This window comes from uncultured Nostoc sp. (assembly GCF_964245575.1).
In the GTDB taxonomy this organism is placed as follows: domain Bacteria; phylum Cyanobacteriota; class Cyanobacteriia; order Cyanobacteriales; family Nostocaceae; genus Nostoc.
Genome location: NZ_CAXTNP010000043.1, coordinates 12990 through 35281, shown reverse-complemented (window position 1 = coordinate 35281; position 22292 = coordinate 12990). Strand labels below are relative to the sequence as shown.

Here is a 22292-nt window from a genome sequence, read left to right as displayed (position 1 = left end):
GGGGAGGCAGGGGGAGAAGAATTAATAACCAATGCCCCATGCCCCATGCTCAATGACTAATGACTAATGACTAATGACTAATGACCAATGACTAATGACTAATGACAACGCTTTGATAGTAGAAAGCGCCATATCGCTTTTATTGCTACTTATCCAAGTACCAGCAACGGCAATCCTGTTTTCGCGCCTGCTAAAGGGGCCAAGACGGCTTCCTCCAATAGAACCACAACAGCCCACACTGGAGCTTTTGGGTAAGGTTAGCGTCGTCGTTCCCACGCTGAACGAGGCACTTCGCATTAGCCCTCTGTTGGCTGGTTTAAGTCATCAAAGCTACGAAGTTAGGGAAATTATTGTCGTAGACAGCAAGTCTGTTGATGGTACCCCCGACTTGGTAAAAGCGACACAGCAGAAAGATCCGCGCTTTCGCGTGATGACAGATGACCCCTTACCCTCTGGTTGGGTGGGGCGTCCTTGGGCGTTGCATAACGGTTTTCTATTTAGCTCTGAGGGTAGTCAGTGGTTTCTGGGATTAGATGCTGATATTCAACCGCATCCTGGTTTGGTTGCTGGTTTGGTGAAGACGGCCGAAGCACAGGGCTATGACCTCGTTTCCCTTTCACCCCAGTTCATTCTCAAATATCCGGGAGAGTGCTGGCTACAACCGGCTTTGTTGATGACTCTGCTTTACAGATTTGACCCGGCTGGGATCAATACAGAGCAAGCAGAACGGGTGATGGCAAATGGGCAGTGTTTTTTGTGTCGCCGCTCCGTTTTAGCTGCTGTGGGTGGCTATAGCAGTGCGAGTGGTTCTTTTTGTGATGATGTCACTTTGGCACGAAATATTGCTGTTCAAGGGTATAAAGTAGGCTTTTTAGATGGCGCAAAGGTGCTGAAAGTACGGATGTATGAAGGGGCGATGGAGACGTGGAAGGAATGGGGGCGGAGTCTCGACCTCAAAGATGCAACTTCTCGTTCGCAGTTGTGGGGAGATTTATGGCTACTCACATCTGTTCAAGGTCTACCCCTTTTAATTATCCTTACTTTTTTGTTGATTTCTCCCCCACAGACGCGATTAATCGCGTCTCTACCCACTCCCCCACTTCTTCTGCTAGGACTAAATTTATTCTTGGTGGTAATTCGCTTTGCTATGCTAATTGCGATCGCACCTTCTTACGATCGCAAAAGCGCTAAAGGTGGCTGGTTATTCTGGCTTTCACCTTTGGCTGATCCCTTAGCTGTGCTGCGAATCTTCTTATCTGCGTTCCGCAAGCCACGCGAGTGGCGGGGACGGAAATATAGTGCAAAAGAGGGGGAGTAGGGAGTGGGGAGTGGTGAGTGGTGAGTAAGTGAAATTCCCTATTCCCTACTCCCTACTCCTCTTCACCTCCTACTTGATCCCCGCGTTCCAGTTCCCAAAGAATTTGATTTCCTTCACGGCGTACCCGTGACACTATCCAGTTTCGCCAGCGCCATTGATCTCCCCGACTGGTAACAGCGCTGGCATGGACATCCATCAAGTCTGCTAACTCAGAGCTGGTGATTAAGTAGCCTTTTTCAGAAATTTCGTCCGCGATACGCAGAGTTTCGACCAAGTTGCGGAGTTGCGAAACCCTCATTTCTGGAGGTTTTTCATCGGTTGTGGCCGCAACTGGCCCAGTTGATAGTTCCATAACGGTTATTTCTGGTGCAGAAGTACTGACTTGTTGGGTATTTTGGTTAATTATTCGAGAGTTTTTTTCAGAATCAGCTACTTTTGCTACATTTAGTTCGCTGGCATCAGGTAAAGAGTTGTAAAAATCTGTGGGTGATAATTGTTGTAGTAGCGGGATATTACCACTTGCATAGGTGCGAGCGATCGCATCACAACGTTCGTTACCTATGTTACCAGAATGTCCCCTGACGTGTTGCCATTTTACCTGTTGGGTATTGAGTTCATCGAGAGTTTCCAAAAGGTCTTGGTTTTGGACGGGTTTACCATCTGACTTTTTCCAGCCTTTGTTTTTCCAGCCTTTAACCCACTTGGTAACGCAGTTAATTAGGTATTCGCTATCAGTATGAAGGATGATAGGTTGGGTTTGTTGAGATGTTTGCAAAAATTGCAGGGCTGCGATCGCAGCTTGCATTTCCATTTTATTATTAGTCGTATGAGGGGATGCATCGCCCATTTCGTGGATTGAGCCATCGCTGAAGTAGACGACAACTCCCCAACCGCCAGGGCCAGGGTTTCCGGTGCAAGCACCATCGGTGTATATGCTTTGGATTGTGGGTTGAGTGGACATGGTTAGGGTATCGAACCGCGAAGGACGCTAAGGACGCAAAGGCAAGAGTTATTAGCGGCAAATTTTTTTAAAGAATATCCAGGCTATTATACTGGTTCGCACCTAGCTAAGGTAGCTAAGGATGTGGGCGAGAAGATTATGTTAAAACTAAGGTGAGTTGCAGCAGTTTTCATGTATTTGAACCATATTTCTGGTAAAGGAACAGCATTGCTGTGCCCTTACTGCGTGATCTATTTAATTGAAAATAGCTGTAATTTTTGTAACCCGATGCAATGCCATTGTTTGCCGATACAATGCCATTGTTCGCCGATGCAATGCTATTGTTTGCCGATGCAATGCTATTGTTCGCCGGTGCAATGCCATTGTTTGCCGATGCAATGCCATTGTTTGCCGGTGCAATGCCATTGTTTGCCGATGCAATAACAATGCAGAAGGTTGTGTTTAAATAGCACCAGGCGACTGAAAGTCACGGTTACACAGACAAAAGCCGCCTTTCCCGGTTGGAAAGCATTAATTGTCCGTTAGTTCGTGTAAGCGGACTTTGTTTGAATGGTTCCGCGATTTTTAATCGCCAGGGCTACATACGTTTCAAATCTTGTAAAACTGCGGCGGCTGATTGATAGCGATCGCTAAAATGATAGCAAATCATTTTATCTAAAATTGCCGCTAATTCTTCACTCACTTGCACCGTTTGCCGCCAGATCACATTCCCCGTTTCTCGATCTGGGTGGAGTTCTTGCGGTGGTATCCCAGTTATGGCTTGAATGGCAATCATTCCTAAAGCATAAATGTCACTGCATAAGCGCGGATGACCGGCAAATTGTTCTGAAGGTGCATAACCCCGCGTCCCGATGGCTACTGTGGCTAATTCTGTTTGCTCACTACTCGGTGGTTGCATCAATTTCACAGCACCAAAGTCAATTAATACCAGCCGATTATCTTGAGCGCATCTAATAATATTAGCCGGTTTGATATCACGATGAATCACTCGATGTTGATGAACAAATTCTAGAACTTCTAAAACTTGTTTAAGCATCTCAATCACAAATGATTCGTTTTGTACATTCCGCACAGGTGGTAATTCTTCACTTAGAGTATGTCCCTCGATATATTCTTGAATCAAATAAAATTCTTGGTCATCTTCAAAATAAGCAAGTAGTTCGGGAATCTGATCATGTTTACCCAAACATTGTAATATTTCAGCTTCACTATTAAACAACCTACGAGCAACTTGCAAAAATCGTGTATCTTGACGGGCTGGCATTAACTTTTTAACTACGCAAATCGGATTACCTGGGCGTTGAGTATCCTGTGCTAAATAAGTGCGGCCAAATCCACCTGCACCAAGAACTTGAGATATTTTGTAGCGTCCACCCAAAAGCAAATCACCTGATTTTATTTCTTGTGAATCAACTGGGAGAGGAAAATCAAGATAGGAGTCGGGAAGTGCTGTTTTATCTTCTAAGAGTACATTTAATTGGGCGATCGCTTCTTGTTGTTTTTCAACTTGCAGAATAATCACCTGAGTTTGTCGTTGATTTTGGTAATTCGTATAAGTAATCACACAGATGCTACTAATCACCAAAGCCAGGCCAGAGGGAACTAATGGTATCCATCCGGCTTGCAAAAACAAAGCAACGCAGATTCCTATTAAGCCAAGTAGAGTTGTCCCTACTACCAATAGCAACAGCAACGGATTTTGCCACCGCCATGCTAAAACACTACCTAAAAGCGACCAGCCCCACACCCAAATAAGTTCCGCCCAGTCGGGCCAGTACCAAATTAGAGGTCGCCCATCTAACACTGTACTAATGAGTTGACTCGCTATCTGTGCATGAATAAACAGAGCAGGCATTTTGGCTGGTTGATCTGGCAAAGCGCTGTAGGGTGTATAAAAACCACCTGGAGGGAGATTAGCTGCTGTAGTGCCAATAATTACAAGACGGTCTTTAAATAAACTGGGGCTGACTTGTCCATTGAGGACTTGCGTCAGGGTTACTTTGTCAGCGAGGCTATTGGGGTGACGGTAATTTAATAATATTTGATAGCCATCTGCATCCAGATGTTCGTAACTACCGGAATTCGGTTGTAAACGCGGGAAGAGGATTTTACCTAACTGAAAATCTCCTTTATTAGTAAACTGGTATTCAATGCCTTGTTTTTCCAGATAATTAATTGCTATGAGCGCACCAAATGTAAATGATGTTGTACATTTCTTGTCTGTAGAGTGAGCAAATAACAAACTGCGGCGAATAATTTGGTCGTTTTCATTGTCAGCAACCACATCACTAAACCCAACATTATCTATAGGGACATTAGGCGGCGGTGGAATTTCATCTCTACCCAAGCTGCTGAACAAACAGGTGCTGATGATGTTATCTTGATTTTGCAAATTAGCCGCTAAATAGTTGTCTTCTGGTTGGAAAAGATATAAACCAACAATTCGCGGTTGATAAGACTCTATTTTTTTTAACAGCTGATTGATTGTACGAGGAGATAGAGTCCATTTCTCTCGTTTGAGATCCTCCTCAGTAATTTTTACCAGCAAAATCCGCCGATCAGGTGCTTGTGCTGGACGCGATCGCAACATCTGATCATAAACTCTCAACTCCCAAGGCTGCAACCATTTGAGTTCACGAACTCCCCAGATCAAGGCGGTGACTCCTACACTGGTAATTAAAATAATTTGCAACCAGCTTTTGCTCTTGGAAGTTTCACGGGAATCCTGAACTTTAACAAAGGGGACACGGAGTTTTTCTAATAGTCCACTAATCACGGCGTTGCGGCGGTAGCCTGAATTGGGTAGATGTTGCAGGCACAGAAGTTAATTTTCTGACTCTAGGCTAAAAGCTGATTAACCTGAGCTTCTATATTAATGTAGCAGTTTACTTGCTGCTTAGAGACTAGACAAGCGATTGGGCTATGCAGCTAATCATCCGTTTGAGATGTTTGAGCATCTTCAACAGCACTGGCAATTGGGAAAGAAATAGGATTAGTAGATGGGGTTAGTGAATCTAACTGGGATTGTTCGAGTGATGCCTCAATGCTTGAATCAGCAAAATAGGAGTCAAATATTTTATCATAGTTAGAAGCAACAGCTAAAAAAGCGCCACCCAAAATATAGATAGGTAATGGCAAATTAAATTCTTGCAACCAGTCAAACAGTTCCGCTAAGGCAAATAACACAAAAAAGCAGGCAAGCCAAACCCTCATATTTTTATTCCCTCGATTGAAACAGCTCTATTACTAGCTTAAATAGGTTGCATAATAGTTGATATAGTACATAATCACCAACTTGCAACCTCTATAACTCTAGATAGATGTAGTGAGAGTTATAGCATCTGCTATATTCCAATATCTACTAGAAAAATAAAAATATATTTAGCTGATGCCTCAGTCGAACAGCCAAGGATTGCATAGTTAGTTTGTTAGACTCGGCAGTGCCTCAAACTTTCACAGGTAAAACTGGCAACGATATTAGGGGTTTCGTTCCACAGTATAAACCGATGGCAAAACGGACGGACACGACCTTAGCCACTGGCTATGAAACAAATTAAAGAGCTATTACACTAAATGGGAGAACCCGGTGAAGCGCTTTTAGCCAGATACTTGAAAAAATGAGGAGCAGAGACTGTGATTAAAGAGGCAGGAGGCAGGAGACAATAAAATATTAGGTGTGATCAAATTTTTTAGCAACCAACTTTTAGAGCCTGACACTAATTTACTCCAAATGATGAGTGCGATGCCACTCAGATTGATCAGTTCATTAAGCAGCAGCGAAATTTGTCGTTACTGTAAGTAAAGTGAGGAAAAATCTCGCCGGATTTTGGAAACATTAGGTGTCTCGATTGGAAAAGAAAATTTTCCCCTTGTTAAAGATTTAATTGATCATCTAAAAGCTCAAGAGGTTACAGATTTGCGGCAATATTTGGGCGAACAGGAGCAAGTAGAAAAAAATCTGCGTCATAGTGAAGCACGCTACCGCTCACTGGCAGAAGCAAGCGCATCCATCGTTTGGAGTGCGGGGCCTTGGGGCAACGTTGTTGAAGATATTCCGACTTGGGAGGCGTTCACTGGGCAAAGTCCCGAACAATATAAAGGATGGGGTTGGGTTGACGCACTGCACCCAGATGATCGTACATCTGTAGCTGCTATTTGGAGACAGGCTTTTTTTGGACGCAGCGTTGCAGTTGCCGAGTATCGTGTTCTGCGGCATGACGGCGAATACCGTTATATGAAGATACGCGGTGTGCCTATACTTGATGAAACAGGCGAAATCGAGGAATGGGTAGGAATGTGCGTAGATATCAGCGAACGCAAGCAAGCTGAGGCAGAACGTGAGCAATTACTGGCGCTACTGAAAACAGAACAGACTCGCTTAGTTGAAGCTAACGTTCTACTTGATACCCTCTTCAATAACGCACCTATAGGTATTGGTCTATGGGATGAGAAATTAAGATACGTTAGGTTGAATGACGCTTTAGCTGAAATTAACGGTTTTCCCCAAGAGGTGCATATCGGTAAGACCGTCGCCCAAGTGCTACCTGGGGTAGATTCTACGGTCATGGAAGCTTTCCACCATGTGATGGAAACGGGAGAATCTATTGCCCAAGAAAGCAGTGGAGAGACACCCGCCGCGCCTGGAAAGCTGCGGCACTGGTCGGTAAATTATTATCCGATTAAACTACCAGGTGATATTACTTGGGTGGGCGCAATCTGCGAAGAAATCAGTGATCGCAAACAGGCAGAAGTCGAGCGTGAACAGCTATTTGAGCGGGAGCAAGCGGCTCGTGTTGAGGCTGAAGCTGCCAAAGAGCAAGTTACCAAGAATTTAGAGAGGATCACTGATGGCTTTCTTGCCTTTGACAGTGAGTGGCGCTTCACCTACCTCAATGATCAGGGAAGCAGAAATCTGGGGCGTTCCTGCGAGGATCTGCTCGGAAAAAATTTGTGGCAAGAGTTCCCAGAATTGGCTGGTACTAGCTTTGGTCAACTTTATCAAAGGGCAGTTGCTCTAGGAATACCGCTTGAAATTGAAGATTATTACCCACCCTTTGATGTATGGTTTGCGGTTCGCGCCTATCCTTCACCCACAGGGTTATCAGTTTATTTACGTAACATTAATGTACGCAAACAGGCAGAGGCAAAACGGAGCGAGAGTGAGGCGTGTTTTCGGCTACTGGCTGAGAATTCAACTGATATTATTTCACGCCATAGAGTAGATGGAACTCTTCTGTACATTTCACCAGCTTGCTACACAGTATTGGGGTATCAACCAGAGGAACTAGTAGGTCATCCCAGCCAGGAGTTAGTTCACCCTGACGATTTGGCAGAGATTGCTAGGAATTATCCAGTCAATGCCAATTTACCAGATATTTATACTACTACTCACCGCGTTCGTCACAAAGACGGACATTATATCTGGTTGGAAGCAACTCTTCGAGCTATCCGCGATCGCCAAACTAAAGAAATTTTAGAAATGCAGGCGTCTTCGCGGGATATTACAGAGCGTAAGCTGGTAGAGGAGGAGCAGCGTTTTCTAGCTGAGGCTAGTGAGATTTTAGCTGCATCATTAGACTACGAGACAACCTTAGCCAGTTTAGCGCGTTTGGCAGTGCCTGAAATAGCTGATTGGTGCTTAGTTGATATTATTTGTGACAATCAATTAGTCCGCCGGGTTGCAGCAGTCCATGCCGAGCCAGCGAAACAAGAACTAGTAGAACAGTTACAAAATTACCCACCTGATTTGACCCGAACACAAGGTGTTGCTGAGGTAATACGGACAGGTAAATCTCAAATTACTCATTTTATTTCTGATGAACAGATACAAGCGGTAAGCCATAATGCCAGTCATCAAAAAATCTTGCAAGAACTAAATCCTATATGTGGCATTAGTGTACCGCTCATAGTTCGGGGACGGGTGCTGGGAGCTATGACTTTGGTATCTTCTTCAGGTCGTCGCTACCATACCAAAAGCCTAATGTTATCTGAGGAGTTAGCTCGCCGTGCTGCCGTAGCCGTTGATAATGCCCGACTCTATACAGAAACACAGCTATCTCAACAGGCGGCTTTACGGGCAGCATCTCGCACTGCGCGTCTGCAAGCCATTACCGCCGCACTTTCTGAATCTATCACTCCGGCACAGGTTGCTGAAGTAATTGTAGAGCAAGGTATGGCAGCTTTGGGAGCTAGTTCTGCTTTAGTAGCACTAGTGACTAAAAGCGGCACTGAACTAGAAATTGTCCGTGCAGTAGGTTATGAACAGGAAGCGGTAGATTCATGGCGTCGATTCTCTATTCATACATCCGCACCACTGGCAGAAGCAGTACGAACCAAACAGCCTATCTGGCAAGAGCCAACAACAACAAGGGTTGCTCGTTACTCACATTTAGCTCAGGAGTATGCACGGTATAATTACAGAGCTTGGATTTCGATTCCATTGCTCATTGAGGGACGAGCCATAGGTGGAATGTCTCTAGCTTTTGCCGAAATTCAGGAGTTTAACCAAGATGACCAACCCTTTATCCTGGCACTAGCACAGCAGTGCGCTCAAGCGATGGAACGGGCCCGCCTATACGAGGCAGAGCAAACGGCACGGGAAGCAGCAGAAAACGCTAACCGGATTAAAGACGAGTTTCTAGCAGTTCTTTCTCATGAATTGCGATCGCCACTCAACCCAATTTTAGGATGGTCAAAGCTACTCCAAACCAAAAAACTTGATGAAAAGACAATCCCTCAAGCGCTGAAGACTATTGAGCGAAATGCTAGGTTACAGGCTCAACTGATTGAAGATTTGCTGGATATCTCCCGAATTTTACAAGGTAAACTTAGCCTGAATATCTACCCAGTTGATTTGACATCTGTGATTTCGGCAGCAATGGAGACAGTGCGGTTATCGGCAGAAGCGAAGTCCATTGAGATGCACATCAGCCTAGAACCACATTTGGGACAAGTTTTAGGTGATTCTGGCCGATTGCAGCAAATCGTTTGGAACCTGCTCTCAAATGCAGTTAAGTTTACACCTGCTCTGGGACGGGTTGATATTCGACTGGAACAAGTAGGGAGTAGGGAATTGGGAGTAGGGGGTAAAGAAATACCAAACCACTCCCCGCTTTACGCTCAAATTATCGTCAGCGACACAGGGAAAGGCATCGATCCCAATTTTCTGCCTTACGTGTTTGAATATTTTCGCCAAGAGAACAGCAGCACCACCAGAAAGTTTGGTGGACTGGGGTTAGGGTTAGCGATCGTCCATCACTTAGTTGAACTGCATGGCGGGACAGTCCAGGTAGAAAGCAGGGGTGAAGATATGGGGGCAACTTTTACCGTGAGACTCCCGTTGATCCAAAATCAATTAGAGATTAAACAGGAAAGTAGTGACTCAGAGACATCCTCTAATTTAAATGGTGTCAATATTTTAGTAGTGGATGATGATGCAGATACGCGAGAATTTATTGCCTTCTTACTAGAGCAGTATGGGGCAAATGTGACAGCAGTGGCATCAGCAAATGAGGCACTAGCCGCTTTAAGCCAATCCTTGCCAGATATACTTTTAAGCGACATTGGGATGCCAGAAGTGGATGGATGTATGTTCATGCGACAGTTGAGAACACTGCCACCAGAGCAAGGAGGGCAAATTCGAGCGATCGCACTTACTGCCTATGCTGGAGAAATGAACGCCAAGCAAGTACTAAAAGCCGGATTTGACAAGCATCTTGCCAAACCAGTAGAGCCAGCCGAATTAGTAGATGCGATCGCTAACTTAATAGCTGAATAAACCTGTCTTTAGGTACTTATCGTTACTTGAGACGAACAGGAGTAATAGCTACATCTAGTTGAGTAGGAAGGATCGCATCTCTAATATCTATTTTACGGGGAATGATTTTTTCTTGGAAATAAAAGTCAGCAACGCGCTGTTGTTCGGCAATAATGCCAGGTGTTAGTCTTCTCAACCTAAAAGTACGTCGGCGTGCCACCTTTTCTAAAACTGATACATCTAATTTAAGTTCAGGAGCAAAAGCTTTAGCAACTTCAGTTGGATTTTTTTCAGCCCATTCTCCTACCTTGTCTGCTTCCTCTAAAAATACTCGCACCAATTCGGGATTTTGGGTGACAAATTGACGCCTACCAAGATAAAAGCCGCCTAGAGTATTAATTCTTGCTGCATTTCTCAGATTCCGAATTGGGATAATTTTTTCCACAAGAGCCAAAAAAGGGTCACTACCTACCCAAACTTCAACTTTGTCTTGAATAAAAGCGTCACGGGCTTCAGATGGAGTCAAACCAACAATTTTAACATCCTTAATTTTTAACCCCACCTCTTGCAAAGCTTTTGCTAATAAATAGTGTGCATTCGATCCCCTCTGAAAAGCAATTTTCTTACCTTTAAGATCCGCTATCTTCTTAATTGGAGAATTAGCTCTGACTATAATACCTTGGTTTGCACCTTTGCTGGGTGTGCGTCCAGCAATATAGATAACTTCTGTGATACCTGCGGCTTGGGAAAATATTGGCGGTGTCTCTCCGACATTGCCGATATCCACCTTACCTGCATTCATCGCTTCTATTAGTTGCGGCCCGGCGGGGAATGGCCCAACCCAATTTACAGTCACATTTAATGCTTTGAAACGTGGCTCAACAACTTTTTTGACTTTGACAATATCTCCTGAAGTTTGATATGCCAAGTTGATCACTTTAGCAGTAAAACTAGCTTTTTTTTGTGCTTGAGCGTTATTGACTAAGCTACCTATTAAGGGAGTTGATAGAGTAAACAATCCCAATACAGAAAATTGGATAATGCGTTTTAAAACTGTGCGGCGTTGTGGAATAAATGGTATTTTCATTACTGGAATATTTTAGTTACAACTAATCGTCAGTCCCAAATCACATCTGTAAAGAGGTTTGCGATCGCCTGTTCTTTTGTTCCTGACTCGATTTTTGCTAATCTACCTATCATCCATCTCAATTAACCAGACAATAGGCTTAACAAGTTGCTCAACTAACTTGTTAAGCCCGTTGTTAAAGGTAGGCAAACTTCCGCTACAGTGTAATAGGTGCTTTCAGCATGATTTCACAAGCATCTTGCCAAACCAATAGAGCCACCCAAGTTAATAGCTGAATAAACCTGCCTCTGGGTGCTTATCGTTACTTGATATTATCAGGTATGATAGCTTTATATACTAGATCAGAAAGAATCCCTTCTTTGATATCTATCTTACGCGAGATGACTTTTTCTGCAAAATAGAAATCAGCAACGCCCTGCTGTTCGGCAATGATAGCAGGTGTCAGTCTTCTCAATTTATAAGTACGACGGCTTGCCACCTTTAGTGCAACTGATGGATCTAATTTCTGTTCATCAGCTAAAATTTTGGCATAATCGCTTGGATCTTTTTCAGCCTGTTCTCCTACCTTCTCTGCTTCCTCTAAAAACACTCGCACCAATTGCGGATTTTGGGTGACAAATGCACGCCTGCCAATATAAAACCCGTTGAGAGTGTTAATTCCTTTTGCATTTCTCAGATTCCGAATCGGGGTAGTCTTTTCCACAGCAGCTAAAAGGGGATCACCACCCACCCAGGCGTCAGCCTTGTCTTGAATAAAGGCATCGCGGGCTTCAGTTGGAGTCAAAGCAACGATTTGAATATCGCTAATTTTTAACCCTACCTCTTTCAAAGCTTTTGCTAGTAAATACTGTGCATTCGACCCTACCTGAAAAGCAATTTTCTTACCTTTAAGATCCGCTACTTTCTTAATGGGAGAATTAGCTTTCACCACAATACCTTGGTTTGTACCATCGGTGGGCGTGCGTCCAGTAAGATAGACAACTTCAGGGATGAGGCCTGGGCGTGCGGCTTGGTCAAATATTGGAGGTGTCTCTCCGAGAGTACCGATATCCACTTTACCTTCATTCAGCGCTTTTATCAATTGCGGCCCTGCTGCAAATGGCCCAACCCAATTCACGGTTATACCCAATGCTTTGAAACGTGGCTCAACAGCTTTTTTGGACTTGACAATATCACCAGAAGCTTGATACGCCAAGTTAATTACTTTGGCTGTCTGCGCTTGGGTGCTTTGCACAAGGCTACCCACCAAGGAAGATGATAAAGTAAACAGTCCGAGTACTGAATATTGGACAATACGCTTTAAAACTGTACGGCGTTGTGGTTGAAATGGCTTGATCATGAGTTGTGATTTTCCTTGTAAGTTTTAGCTTTTACGTTGTCAGTCTTACTTTCTTTCAGCAAGTAAGATAATAGGAAGTTGCTATTTAAACCTCCTAAAACACCAATTTATGATTAAAAATTGAGATTATGCTAATTCAGCAAATCTCCTTTTGCATTTAGGAAATTGGTATTCTAGTTTGTTTAAAAAAACAAACTTCATATTTGATTATTCTCTACTTTTCACTTATCAGTGTTGGTGGAGTAATAGCTGCATATTCTTGAGGGGTGAGCAATGCTTCTTGAACATCAATCTTTTTGGGTAATATTTTTTCGTTATAAAATAAATCTGCAACACTTTGTTGAGCTTTCATCAACTCTGGAGTAATTCCTTTTATTCGATAATTAGCGCGTCCAGAAATTATTTCTTGAATGGGTAGATCAATTTTAAGTACCGGTGCTATGAGTTTGGCTACCTCTTTACGATTTGCTTCTGCCCATTGACCGTTTTTATCAATTTCTTCCAAGATAATCCGAAGTAATTCAGGATTTGCCTTAGCAAACTCGCGTGTTCCCACATAATATCCGCCTGGGGTTCCAATATTTGTGGCATCTCGCAGTACACGCGCACCGTGGAGTTTTTCTACCAAAGCTAAGTGAGGATCACCAGTTACCCAAACTTGAATAGTGCCCTGAATAAATGCACCACGGGCTTCGACATTGGGCATACTCAAAACTCTAATATCACTATATTTTAAGCCTACTTCTTCTAAAGCTTTGATAATAAAATAGTGAGAAGCAGAACCTTTTTGAAAGACGACTTCTTGACCTTTGATATCAGCTAAAGTTTTAATTGGAGAACCTTTAGGAACTGCGATCGCACTCCCTTTACCTGAAGTAGCAGTAATTCTTCTACCAGCAAGATAGACGATCCTGGCACCAGCCGCTTGGGCAAAAATGGGAGGAGTTTCTCCAACTAAACCAACATCAATTTTACCGACATTCATCGCTTCCATGAGTTGCGGCCCTTGGGCAAATTGCGCCCACTCAACTTTTACACCCAAGGGTTCCAAACGTTTTTCTAAAATTCCTGTCACTCTAACTAAATCACCAGAGCTTTGATACCCCATTCGCAGCACTTTTGTTTTAAAAGTAATAGCTTTTGTTGCTGCTGTCTCTGCTTTAGTGCCAGCTGCATTATTTGTATTATTGCTGAGTGACGTACAACTTATTAAAGTGGTAGATAAAGCGAAAAAACCAGGCATTACAAATAATGCAATTTTACTGATTAGTGTCGAATTATTTTTTAGAGTCTTGCTAAACATTTTTTTAACTCCAGGCTTAATCAATCTTTCATGAAAACTACATTAATCAAACTTTTAATAGTTTGATTAATGTAGTTTTCAAGCTAGTTATGAATGTTTTTAACTATCAATTATCGTCTATATATTATCTAGTTTATTGTTCTAAATGAAGTATTTATAAACACTATTTTTAGCAAAAATATAATTACTCAATAAAATTTATATAGTTGTTTTAGGGAAGCAATAACAAATATATTTATACTTTTAAAAAGAAATAATATATTGTTTACTATAGTTACTTTAAAATAATTAAACGTAGTTCTTCAAGCTTTTTGTCTTGTCCTGTTTAAAAAATATTGCAGATAAATTTTACTTATAACTCTAGCTTTTTAGAGATGCAATTTCTTGCATCTCTACTTCAGATATAGAGGTTAAAATGGACGACTACCTGCAAGGCTAACCCGTTTCAAGACCCTTCGCTCATTCGGATCAAATGCTTGACGGTAGTGCAAGGTAGCTTGATTATCCCAGTAGACAATATCACCTATAGACCATTTATGTTGGTAGTAGAACTTGGGTTGATTTAAATGCTTACGTAACTGTTCAACCAATTTAAATCCTTCTTCCGGCTCTAATCCGACAATTTCCACTTCTGTAGCGGCATCTAAGTAAAGATGCTTTTTACCACTCTCTGGATGTGTCCTAACTAAAGGATGGGGAAAGATCGGACTTATTAAAGGAATACTCTTGTCTAAACGATACAAAGAGCGGGGTGCATTCCGGTCTTGCAAAAATGGGTTATAAGTAATTAGCTGTAAATCTGCAATCCGTTCTTTGGTGGTTTCATCTAATGCCTCATAGGCTAAATTAGTATTTAACCAATAAGTATTTCCACCTTGAGAAGGTATTTCCAAAGCATAAAGAAGCGAACCACTAGATGGAGTGGGAGTCCATTTGTGGTCAGAATGGAAAGTTAATTCTCCAGTACCGGTGTAGCCACCATCGACATTAGAAATCGGAATTACCACCGGAGTTTCTCCTGGTTTAGAAGCCAATACTGGAGTTTCATCAGATGGTACAAAGAGTGCGCCAAAGTATAAAGCGAAGTTCAAAAGTTCTTGATCAGAGAGCTTTTGGTCTTTGAAAATTAAGATGTGGCGATCGCGCAAAGCTTGCTTAAGTTGTAATATGACTTCAGGTGCAATAGGTTGACTGGCATCAAGATTGGTAACTATGGCTCCCAAAGGAGCATCAATAGACCTAATTTTAACCTCTGTCAAAGTTAAGGTCGCCATCACATTCTCCTGTATTTTAGTTGATTCTTGGGATAACTACTTATTCGCTAACACCTCTGAGGGAGTAATTTTGCCGTACTCTTCAGGCGTCAAAAAACCATCTCTAACATTCACTTTTTTGGGGATAAGTCCTAAGCTGTACCACTTATCTGCAACCTCTTGTTGCTTGGTAATGGTTTTCTCTGTAATCGGTAGCAGCCCATAGTCATATTTCTTATGCATTATTTCTAAAGTAGGTGGATCTAGCTGAGTTACAGGAGCAAGCAGTTGTGCTACTTCTTTGGGATGATCCTTAGTCCACATTTCTGCCTTTTCTAGCTCCTCTAGAAACACTTTAATTACATCAGGATGAGCCTGATAAAACTGGCGTGAGGTTGAGTAAAAGTTGCCAGTATCCCGCAACTTACCACCATCTGCTAAAACACGAGCTATTTTATTTTGTACATTTCTGGTAGCGAATGGCTCCCAAATATACCAAGCATCCACCTTGTTCTGACTGAATGCCACATTTGCATCTGGCGGCGGTAGAAAAACTGATTGGACATCACTCAGTTTCAATCCCGCATCTTCTAATGCCTTAACTAATAAGTAGTGACCGATAGAGGCTTTCTGGAAAGCTACTTTTTTGCCCTTTAAATCGCTAACACTTTTAATCGGTGAGTTTACAGGAACTAAAAGTGAAATAGCTTTACCACTAGGGCGTGTAGTAGCTAGATAAACAAGAGGCGCTCCTGCTGCTTGTGAAAATACAGGAGGCGATTCGGCTGTAGATGCGATATCCAGTCCATTTGCATTCAAGGCTTCTAGCTGTTGTGGCCCAGCAGCAAACTCAGGCCACTGTACTTTAAAACCTAGAGGCTCTAATCGCTTTTCTAAGGAACCCTGCTTTTCTAAAACTGCCAAAGCGGTAAGTTGTTTTGAACGCACAATCCGTACTACTTGCTTCTCTGTTGACTTCTCTGTAGTGCTAGATGAAACTACCGACTCAGGGGAAGCTGCCGACTGCTGAGTGTTATTTTTTGCTTCACTACAACTTGATAAGGTCGTCGATAGCATTAAGCAGTAACCGAGAGCAAACAACAAGGAACGACGTGTTGTTTTCTGGCTTTTTCTGAATTCAAACTTTCCTTTTAAAGCTGGCATGAGTTGTTTTATTAATTTCCCTCTAGGTGGTTAGAACAATGATGATTAATTGCAATGTAAAAAACAAAAAATCTTATTTACTAAGTTATTTAAAATTTAAAATTTAATAAATAATTTTTTTAAAATTAAAATTATTTATTAAATTAGGTAAGAGAGTGGGTATTACCCACCCCGCAACGACTCAATGAACTGAAAGTTTAATAGTTAGCAGGGAAAATTTAGGAACTGGAGTGAGAAAATCCCACTCCAATATGGTGCTATTGGAAGATTGAAACTTGTGAGTGAAATTCTGTCTTGTTCGTGTTCAATTTTGCTAGTACAGCGCGGCGTCAATCAAGCCACCATTTTAAAACTTACAAAAGCCTTGATATACAAAACTTTTGACTTCCCCGTTCGCGCAGCGTCCCGTAGGGAAGAGGCTGACTTCCGCCCTGCGGTACTAGTGCTTCCAAGCGACTAGAATTGTAGCTTTGAGTTCTTCTGTAAAATGTCCAGATGGCTCAACTGCTAGTAGCGCTTCTTTGAGATCCGTTTCAAATGCTGGAGCGTTATCGCCATAGAAAATTTTCAGAGAGAAGGCTGTAGTGTATAGGTAGCCGAGATAGCTATCGACAGTCCAAGCTTTTTCAAATGGCACTTCATAGGTTTCTTGACGAGCAAAAGCCGAATTGGCAATTACGACTTCATGGGGAGGATCGACTGGCTTGCGAGTACCTTGTCCTCGTTGTCCAGTCCGCCGCTTATCACCTAACCATTTCTTTACTACTCCAACAGCAGCTTGTTTCCAAGGTAGATTGCTTTCCCAAGGGTTGTCACCAGTCTGAAGCAGTGCTAGTCCACCATCATCAGTAAGTAATTCATAAAGGCTCTCAAGGACTAATTCGCGTTCCATCCAGTGGAAGGCTCTACCAATAGTGGTTAATTTAAATTTCCCTAAACTAGAGTCGATTAACTCTGCTCCTTGTTCTAACCAAGTAATATTATTTGCTCTGACTGCTGCTGCTTGTCGTTTAGCTTCTGCAATCATTTCTGGATCGGGATCGATCGCAACAACTTCCTCAAATCTGGTTCGTAGAGGAATTGAAATTAATCCTGCCCCAGTACCCAAATCAAGGAGTCGTCCTTGACCATTGAGATTAAATATTTCCGCTAGTTTGTCGAATACAATCGGTGGGTATTTGGTTCTATATTGAGCGTAGCCCTCTGCGGCTCCCTCAAATAAACTTGGGTCGTAGGTAGGAAGTGTTTTTAGTTGAGTCATATCAATTTTGGATTAAGGAGCATGTACAGACGCGATGAATCGCGTCTGTATGGATGAGGGAGTAGGAAAGGCTCTTAAGGTGGAAAGAGAAATAACCAATGCCCTAAGAATATTGCGTAATTACGGGTAGCTGATCGTTAAGTACCCAATCGCCGATCGCTCGCAATTTGTAGTCCACAGGATCGTGGAGGGTAAAGGTTCGCAAATCCCGCCAGTAACGGTCAAATCCATATTTAGTTGCAGTGGCACGAGTTCCCGTAACTTCAAAGATGCGGTTGGTAATATCTATACCTACACGGGTAGCTAATGCCTTGGAAGCGGAAACTGCAATCGCTACTTCTCCTCTCTCTTGATGAGTGAGTTCTGCATCCTTTTCCCATGCTGCTTGCACCTTCTCGGCTGCTTGGTCAGCTAGAGCGATCGCAGCTTGAATTTCTACCCAAAAATCTCCGTAATGATGCAGAATATATGGGTCTTGAGTAGCACTATCTACGCCTGATGTAATCCACGGTTTAGTAGTAGTTTTAGTGTACTCACGAGCGGCGGCGAAGGCTTTTTTAGTAATTCCCAGATAAACGTTGGTTTTTGTTAGCTGGGCAATAATGCCAAGAAAAGTTGAGAAGGCACTATCAGGGGGATTGGATGGGCCCAAAATCTCATCTTTCTCTACTAGAACATTGTTAAATGTATAACTACTGCTATCAGTGCGACGTTGCCCAATATTGTCCCAATCTTGATTGGAAACTAACCCTTCTCTGTCTTTAGGAATTATAAATATAAAGGGCAATTCTACGCCATCTTCTAAAGCCGAGAATACCCGCAAATCTGCAACGGAAATACCCGTACCAAAACTTTTAACACCATTAACACGAAAATTATCGCCTTCTGGGTTAATTTTTAGCCTTGTATCCCGCGTATTAATGGCGTTTGCCCAAAATAAGTTATTCTTAGCAGTTTCTCTATAATATTTTTCTTTTTGGGATGGCGTACCGGAAACGTGACCCAAAGCTGTCAAATTGAGATGATTACCATACAACTGACCAATTGAACCATCTGCTTTTGATAGCTTTCTGACAATTTTTAAGGCATCAATCCAAGTTGCACCAATTCCACCATATTGCTTAGGAACAATCAGTGGTAGCAGTCCACTCTCACGTAGTTTATTAATTTCCTCTTCTGGAACTCCGGCTTGGGCATCCCGTTCAACTGCGGATTGAGCAAGTTCCTTGGATAGAGAAGCTGCTAGGTCAATGTAATCCTTTGGTTTTGTAATATCTAGCACCATAATCAAATCATCCTTGGTTTTGTTTCAGCAGTAGGCAGCAATCAGACGCAGAATTTAGGAGAAATGTAGAGTGGGCAAGGCCCACGCTACAAGTGAACAGAGGAAATGGAACATGGAACGTTGTAAAGGGGGGAATTGGTGACTGGGTATTGGGGATTGGTGACTGGGCATGGATTATTCTCTTTATCCCCCTAGTACAGCACGGCGTAAAAAAACCACCCATTCCAAATCGCCAAAAAGTCTGTCCTATAAGCTTTTTGACTTTTGACTTTTGACTTTTGACTTCCGCCTTGCGGTACTAGTCCCCAGCCCCTAGTCCCCAGTCGCTAGAAATTTATCTGCGGCTTTCTCAACACCTGTACCCTTGAAGAAGTCTTGATTGAGACTGGTGTACAACTCCAAGGGATGGATTGAGAGGAAGTAGCGGAGGTCTTCTTCGGTGATGATTTCGTGTTCTGCCATTGAGTAGGCGTTGGCAGTAACGGCGGTGATATCAGGCACATCCCAGTGACCGGAATCGGAACCTAAGAAGGCTTTAACTCTATCGCCAAAGGGATTAGCTGCCCGATTAAATGCTTGAGATACACGGGTATCGTCTGATTCCGTACCGAAGTAGAAATGATTCAAGAAGCGATCGCGCACATCTTCTGGCTTCTCTATTCCTGCGAGTTCAAATTCATCGAGTTCGCCTGGATCTTCTGGAGCCAATAGTTGATGGTGGAATCCTAAACCGTCACCAATTTTATCTAAGCGTCCATCTACAAGTTCGCCACCGTAACGAGTATACAACTCTACCAGTGCTTCCTTGTCAATAATGGCAGGATTGTTATTTGACAACAAATGTTGTTTGTTGCGGGTTTCCCAGTGCCAAATAATATCAGCGTATAGACTAGCACCCCAAGCTGAACCACCTTCTAAGAAGGCAAACTTTAATTGTGGGAAGCGGCGGGTAACTCCACCAAAGAACAGCGATTTGCATAATGCTTCTGCTGCAAAGGCAAAGTGATTAATGTGATTGTACTGGGCGTTGGTGACAGAACGCTGAGTTGTCCAACCTTGGCTAGAAGCATGAGTTGTGGGTACAACTTTCAGTTCTACGCACTTAGCCCAAAATGGATCGTAATCATACTGGCTATCTAAACCAAAGTTATCAATCCAAACCACTTCGTTAGCCACTTCTTTGCCATACTTTTCAAAGGCAGGAATTGGACGACGGACGTAACCAGGAATTTGAATTGCTTTGAGTCCGAGAACATTCACTGCATATTCCAATTCTTCAATCCCTTCTTCGGGAGTGTGCAGGGGAATGGCGGCGATGGGTGTTAAGCGATCGCTATAGGGACGGAAAATGTCAGCATGGTAGGTGTTAACTGCCCGACAAACAGCCCGCCGCATTTCTTCGTTGCCGATATTCGGGGCCATTGTTGCCAAGTTGGGATATACAATGGCAAAGTCTGTACCTGCTTCTTCCAAACGCTCATGCAGTAACTTGGGCAAGCTAATGGTAGCCAAATTCAAAGTATTTTTTGTGGGACGACCCCACCAGTTAGGGCGATTGCTGCGATAAGCAAAACGTTCTTCCCAAGTTTGCTTATACCACTTAAAACGGGAAGATCCTGGTAAATTCTCTTTGAAACGTTCGACAAGTGCAGTTCCACCAACTTGCTCTAAATAATCCAAGACTGCTGGTTCAAATTCCTGGGTATGTACATCGGTGTCAATGATCGGATAACCAAGTTTTTCCCGAATCTGAGCAGACCTGGTTTTTTGTGGGCGGTCTAGAGCGATCGTCATGATAGTTTACCCTCATCAAATGTTTATAGGCATTGGCAAAGACGCGATAAATCGCCGTCTTTACAAGAATCAATCCTTTGTAGAGACGGCGATTTATCGCGTCTCTTAAACCGAACCGTATTGTCTACTCCCTAATGCCTTTCCCAGCCAAAAATTCATCTGCGGTTTTCTCGACAGCCGTACCTTTGAAGAAGTCACGATTCAGGCTGGTGTACAACTCCAAGGGATGAATTGACAGGAAATATTGCAAATCTTCTTCGGTGATAATCTTGCGTTCTACCATTGAATAGGTATTAGCGGCGATCGCAGTAATATCAGGTACATCCCAGTGACCGGAATCGGAACCCAAGAAGGCTTTAACACGGTCGCCATAAGGATTAGCTTTACGGTTAAAAGCTTGAGCTACACGGGTATCATCTGATTCTGTACCGAAGTAGAAGTGATTCAAGAAGCGATCGCGGATATCCTCTGGCTTGGTAACTCCCGCAACAGCAAATTCATCCAAATCACCTGGCTCTAAGGGAGATATTAAGTCAGCGTGGAAACCTAAACCACTGCCTAGTTGATCCAGACGACCATGTACTAATTCACCACCATAACGGGTATATAGTTCTAGCAGTTCTTCATAATTAACATTGGCAGGATTGTTATTTTCTACCAAATGGTCTTTATTGCGGGTATCCCAGTGCCAAATCAAATCGGTGTACAAACTAGCACCCCAAGCTGAACCTCCTTCTAAAAAGGCAAACTTGAGTGTGGGGAAGCGATGAGTTACACCACCAAAGAATAGAGATTTACACAGTGCTTCTCCAGCCGATGCAAAGTGACCAATATGGTTGTATTGGTAATTGCTAATGGAACGCCGATTGATCCAACCCATACCGGAAGAGTGAGTGGTGGGTACAACTTTAAGTTCTACGCACTTCGCCCAGAAGGGATCGTAATCATACTTACTATCCAAGCCAAAGGTATCAATCCAGATGGCTTCGTTGGCTACTTCTTCACCGTACTTCTCGAACGCGGGAATCGGGCGGCGGATATGTCCGGGGATTTGAATTGCTTTGAGTCCCAGCACTTTCACCGCATATTCCAACTCTGCGATCGCCTCTTCGGGCGTATGCATGGGGATGGCGGCTATGGGTGTTAAGCGATCGCTATAAGGACGGAAAATATCAGCATGGTAAGTATTCGCTGTACGACAAACAGCCCGCCGCATCTCTTCATGACCGATGTGTGGTGCCATTGTTGCCAAGTTGGGGTACACAACGGCAAAGTCTGTACCTGCTTCTTGTAAGCGTTCGTGCAGCAACTTTGGCAAACTAACGGTAGCTAAATTTAAGGGATCGTTAGTGGGACGAGTCCAAAACGGAGGGCGGGCGGTGCGGTAAGTGCGGCGTTCATCCCAAGATTGGTTGAACCATTTAGAGCGAGATGCACCGGGTAAGTGTTCTTGAAAACGTTGTGCGATCGCAGTTCCAGCAACTTGCTCTAAATAGTCTAAGAATGCTGGGGGAAATTCTTGGGTATGTACATCAGTATCGATGATCGGATAACCCAGTTTTTCCCGAATTTGAGCAGACTTAGTTTTCTGTGGACGGTCTAGTGCAATAGTCATAGCATTTTATTTGAATTTTCAAATTGATTAAACAATTTTGGATTTTAGATTTTCGATTTTAGATTGATTCCACAGATACTTGCTCTGTACCATCAAGGAATTATTGGTTAGGAGGGAACTAGGAAGCCTTTGAGCTTGGAAGTTGAGCCTTTGAGC

General features: G+C 43.1%; 15 protein-coding genes. 3 read left to right on the top strand and 12 right to left on the bottom strand.

Annotation, left to right across the window (positions count from 1 at the left end; translation table 11 throughout):
• Window positions 1–94 precede the first annotated feature (94 nt).
• Window positions 95–1318 carry a 2'-O-glycosyltransferase CruG gene (gene cruG, locus ACFFAP_RS09760; RefSeq protein WP_375511031.1) on the top strand — a complete coding sequence of 408 codons (1224 nt, stop codon included), beginning with the start codon at window positions 95–97 and terminating at the stop codon, window positions 1316–1318.
• 52 nt (window positions 1319–1370) lie between these two features.
• Here the strand turns inward: cruG and rnhA are convergent, their stop codons facing one another.
• Window positions 1371–2279, bottom strand: coding sequence for a ribonuclease HI (gene rnhA, locus ACFFAP_RS09755; RefSeq protein WP_375511030.1), 909 nt, complete (start codon window positions 2277–2279; stop codon window positions 1371–1373).
• Between the two features lie 293 nt (window positions 2280–2572).
• Here rnhA and ACFFAP_RS09750 point away from each other — a divergent pair, with 293 nt between their 5' ends.
• Complete coding sequence (locus ACFFAP_RS09750) at window positions 2573–2728, top strand: hypothetical protein (protein WP_375511029.1); 156 nt, start codon at window positions 2573–2575, stop codon at window positions 2726–2728.
• A gap of 128 nt (window positions 2729–2856) precedes the next feature.
• Here ACFFAP_RS09750 and ACFFAP_RS09745 read toward each other — a convergent pair whose 3' ends face one another.
• Entirely contained in the window at window positions 2857–5055 is a 2199-nt protein-coding gene (locus tag ACFFAP_RS09745) for a CHASE2 domain-containing protein (RefSeq protein ID WP_375511028.1), read from the bottom strand.
• Window positions 5056–5207: 152 nt separating this feature from the next.
• On the bottom strand, window positions 5208–5492 hold the full coding sequence (locus ACFFAP_RS09740) for a hypothetical protein (RefSeq protein WP_375511027.1): 285 nt from the start codon (window positions 5490–5492) through the stop codon (window positions 5208–5210).
• Window positions 5493–6105: 613 nt separating this feature from the next.
• Between ACFFAP_RS09740 and ACFFAP_RS09735 the strand changes: the two genes are divergently transcribed.
• Window positions 6106–10056: a PAS domain S-box protein gene (locus ACFFAP_RS09735; protein WP_375511026.1), complete on the top strand. Its 3951-nt coding sequence runs from the start codon at window positions 6106–6108 to the stop codon at window positions 10054–10056.
• A 22-nt stretch (window positions 10057–10078) separates the two neighbouring features.
• Here ACFFAP_RS09735 and ACFFAP_RS09730 read toward each other — a convergent pair whose 3' ends face one another.
• From ACFFAP_RS09730 to ACFFAP_RS09690, 9 genes are all read right to left on the bottom strand, one after another.
• Window positions 10079–11122, bottom strand: coding sequence for an aliphatic sulfonate ABC transporter substrate-binding protein (locus ACFFAP_RS09730; RefSeq protein ID WP_375511025.1), 1044 nt, complete (start codon window positions 11120–11122; stop codon window positions 10079–10081).
• Between the two features lie 301 nt (window positions 11123–11423).
• Window positions 11424–12461 carry an aliphatic sulfonate ABC transporter substrate-binding protein gene (locus ACFFAP_RS09725; RefSeq protein ID WP_375511024.1) on the bottom strand — a complete coding sequence of 346 codons (1038 nt, stop codon included), beginning with the start codon at window positions 12459–12461 and terminating at the stop codon, window positions 11424–11426.
• 214 nt (window positions 12462–12675) lie between these two features.
• Window positions 12676–13704 carry a sulfonate ABC transporter substrate-binding protein gene (locus ACFFAP_RS09720; protein ID WP_375511023.1) on the bottom strand — a complete coding sequence of 343 codons (1029 nt, stop codon included), beginning with the start codon at window positions 13702–13704 and terminating at the stop codon, window positions 12676–12678.
• A 470-nt stretch (window positions 13705–14174) separates the two neighbouring features.
• Window positions 14175–15038, bottom strand: coding sequence for a TauD/TfdA dioxygenase family protein (locus ACFFAP_RS09715; RefSeq protein WP_375511022.1), 864 nt, complete (start codon window positions 15036–15038; stop codon window positions 14175–14177).
• A 36-nt stretch (window positions 15039–15074) separates the two neighbouring features.
• A complete protein-coding gene (locus ACFFAP_RS09710; RefSeq protein WP_375511021.1) occupies window positions 15075–16181 on the bottom strand; it encodes an aliphatic sulfonate ABC transporter substrate-binding protein in 1107 nt (368 codons plus the stop codon).
• A gap of 439 nt (window positions 16182–16620) precedes the next feature.
• The gene (locus tag ACFFAP_RS09705) at window positions 16621–17442 is read right to left on the bottom strand and encodes a class I SAM-dependent methyltransferase (RefSeq protein WP_375511020.1); all 822 of its coding nucleotides are present in this window, start codon (window positions 17440–17442) and stop codon (window positions 16621–16623) included.
• A gap of 103 nt (window positions 17443–17545) precedes the next feature.
• Window positions 17546–18727 (bottom strand): acyl-CoA dehydrogenase family protein, encoded by a 1182-nt coding sequence (locus ACFFAP_RS09700; RefSeq protein WP_375511019.1) that lies wholly within the window; start codon window positions 18725–18727, stop codon window positions 17546–17548.
• Between the two features lie 312 nt (window positions 18728–19039).
• Window positions 19040–20521 (bottom strand): amidohydrolase family protein, encoded by a 1482-nt coding sequence (locus tag ACFFAP_RS09695; protein ID WP_375511018.1) that lies wholly within the window; start codon window positions 20519–20521, stop codon window positions 19040–19042.
• A 124-nt stretch (window positions 20522–20645) separates the two neighbouring features.
• Window positions 20646–22136, bottom strand: coding sequence for an amidohydrolase family protein (locus tag ACFFAP_RS09690; RefSeq protein ID WP_375511017.1), 1491 nt, complete (start codon window positions 22134–22136; stop codon window positions 20646–20648).
• Window positions 22137–22292 lie beyond the last annotated feature (156 nt).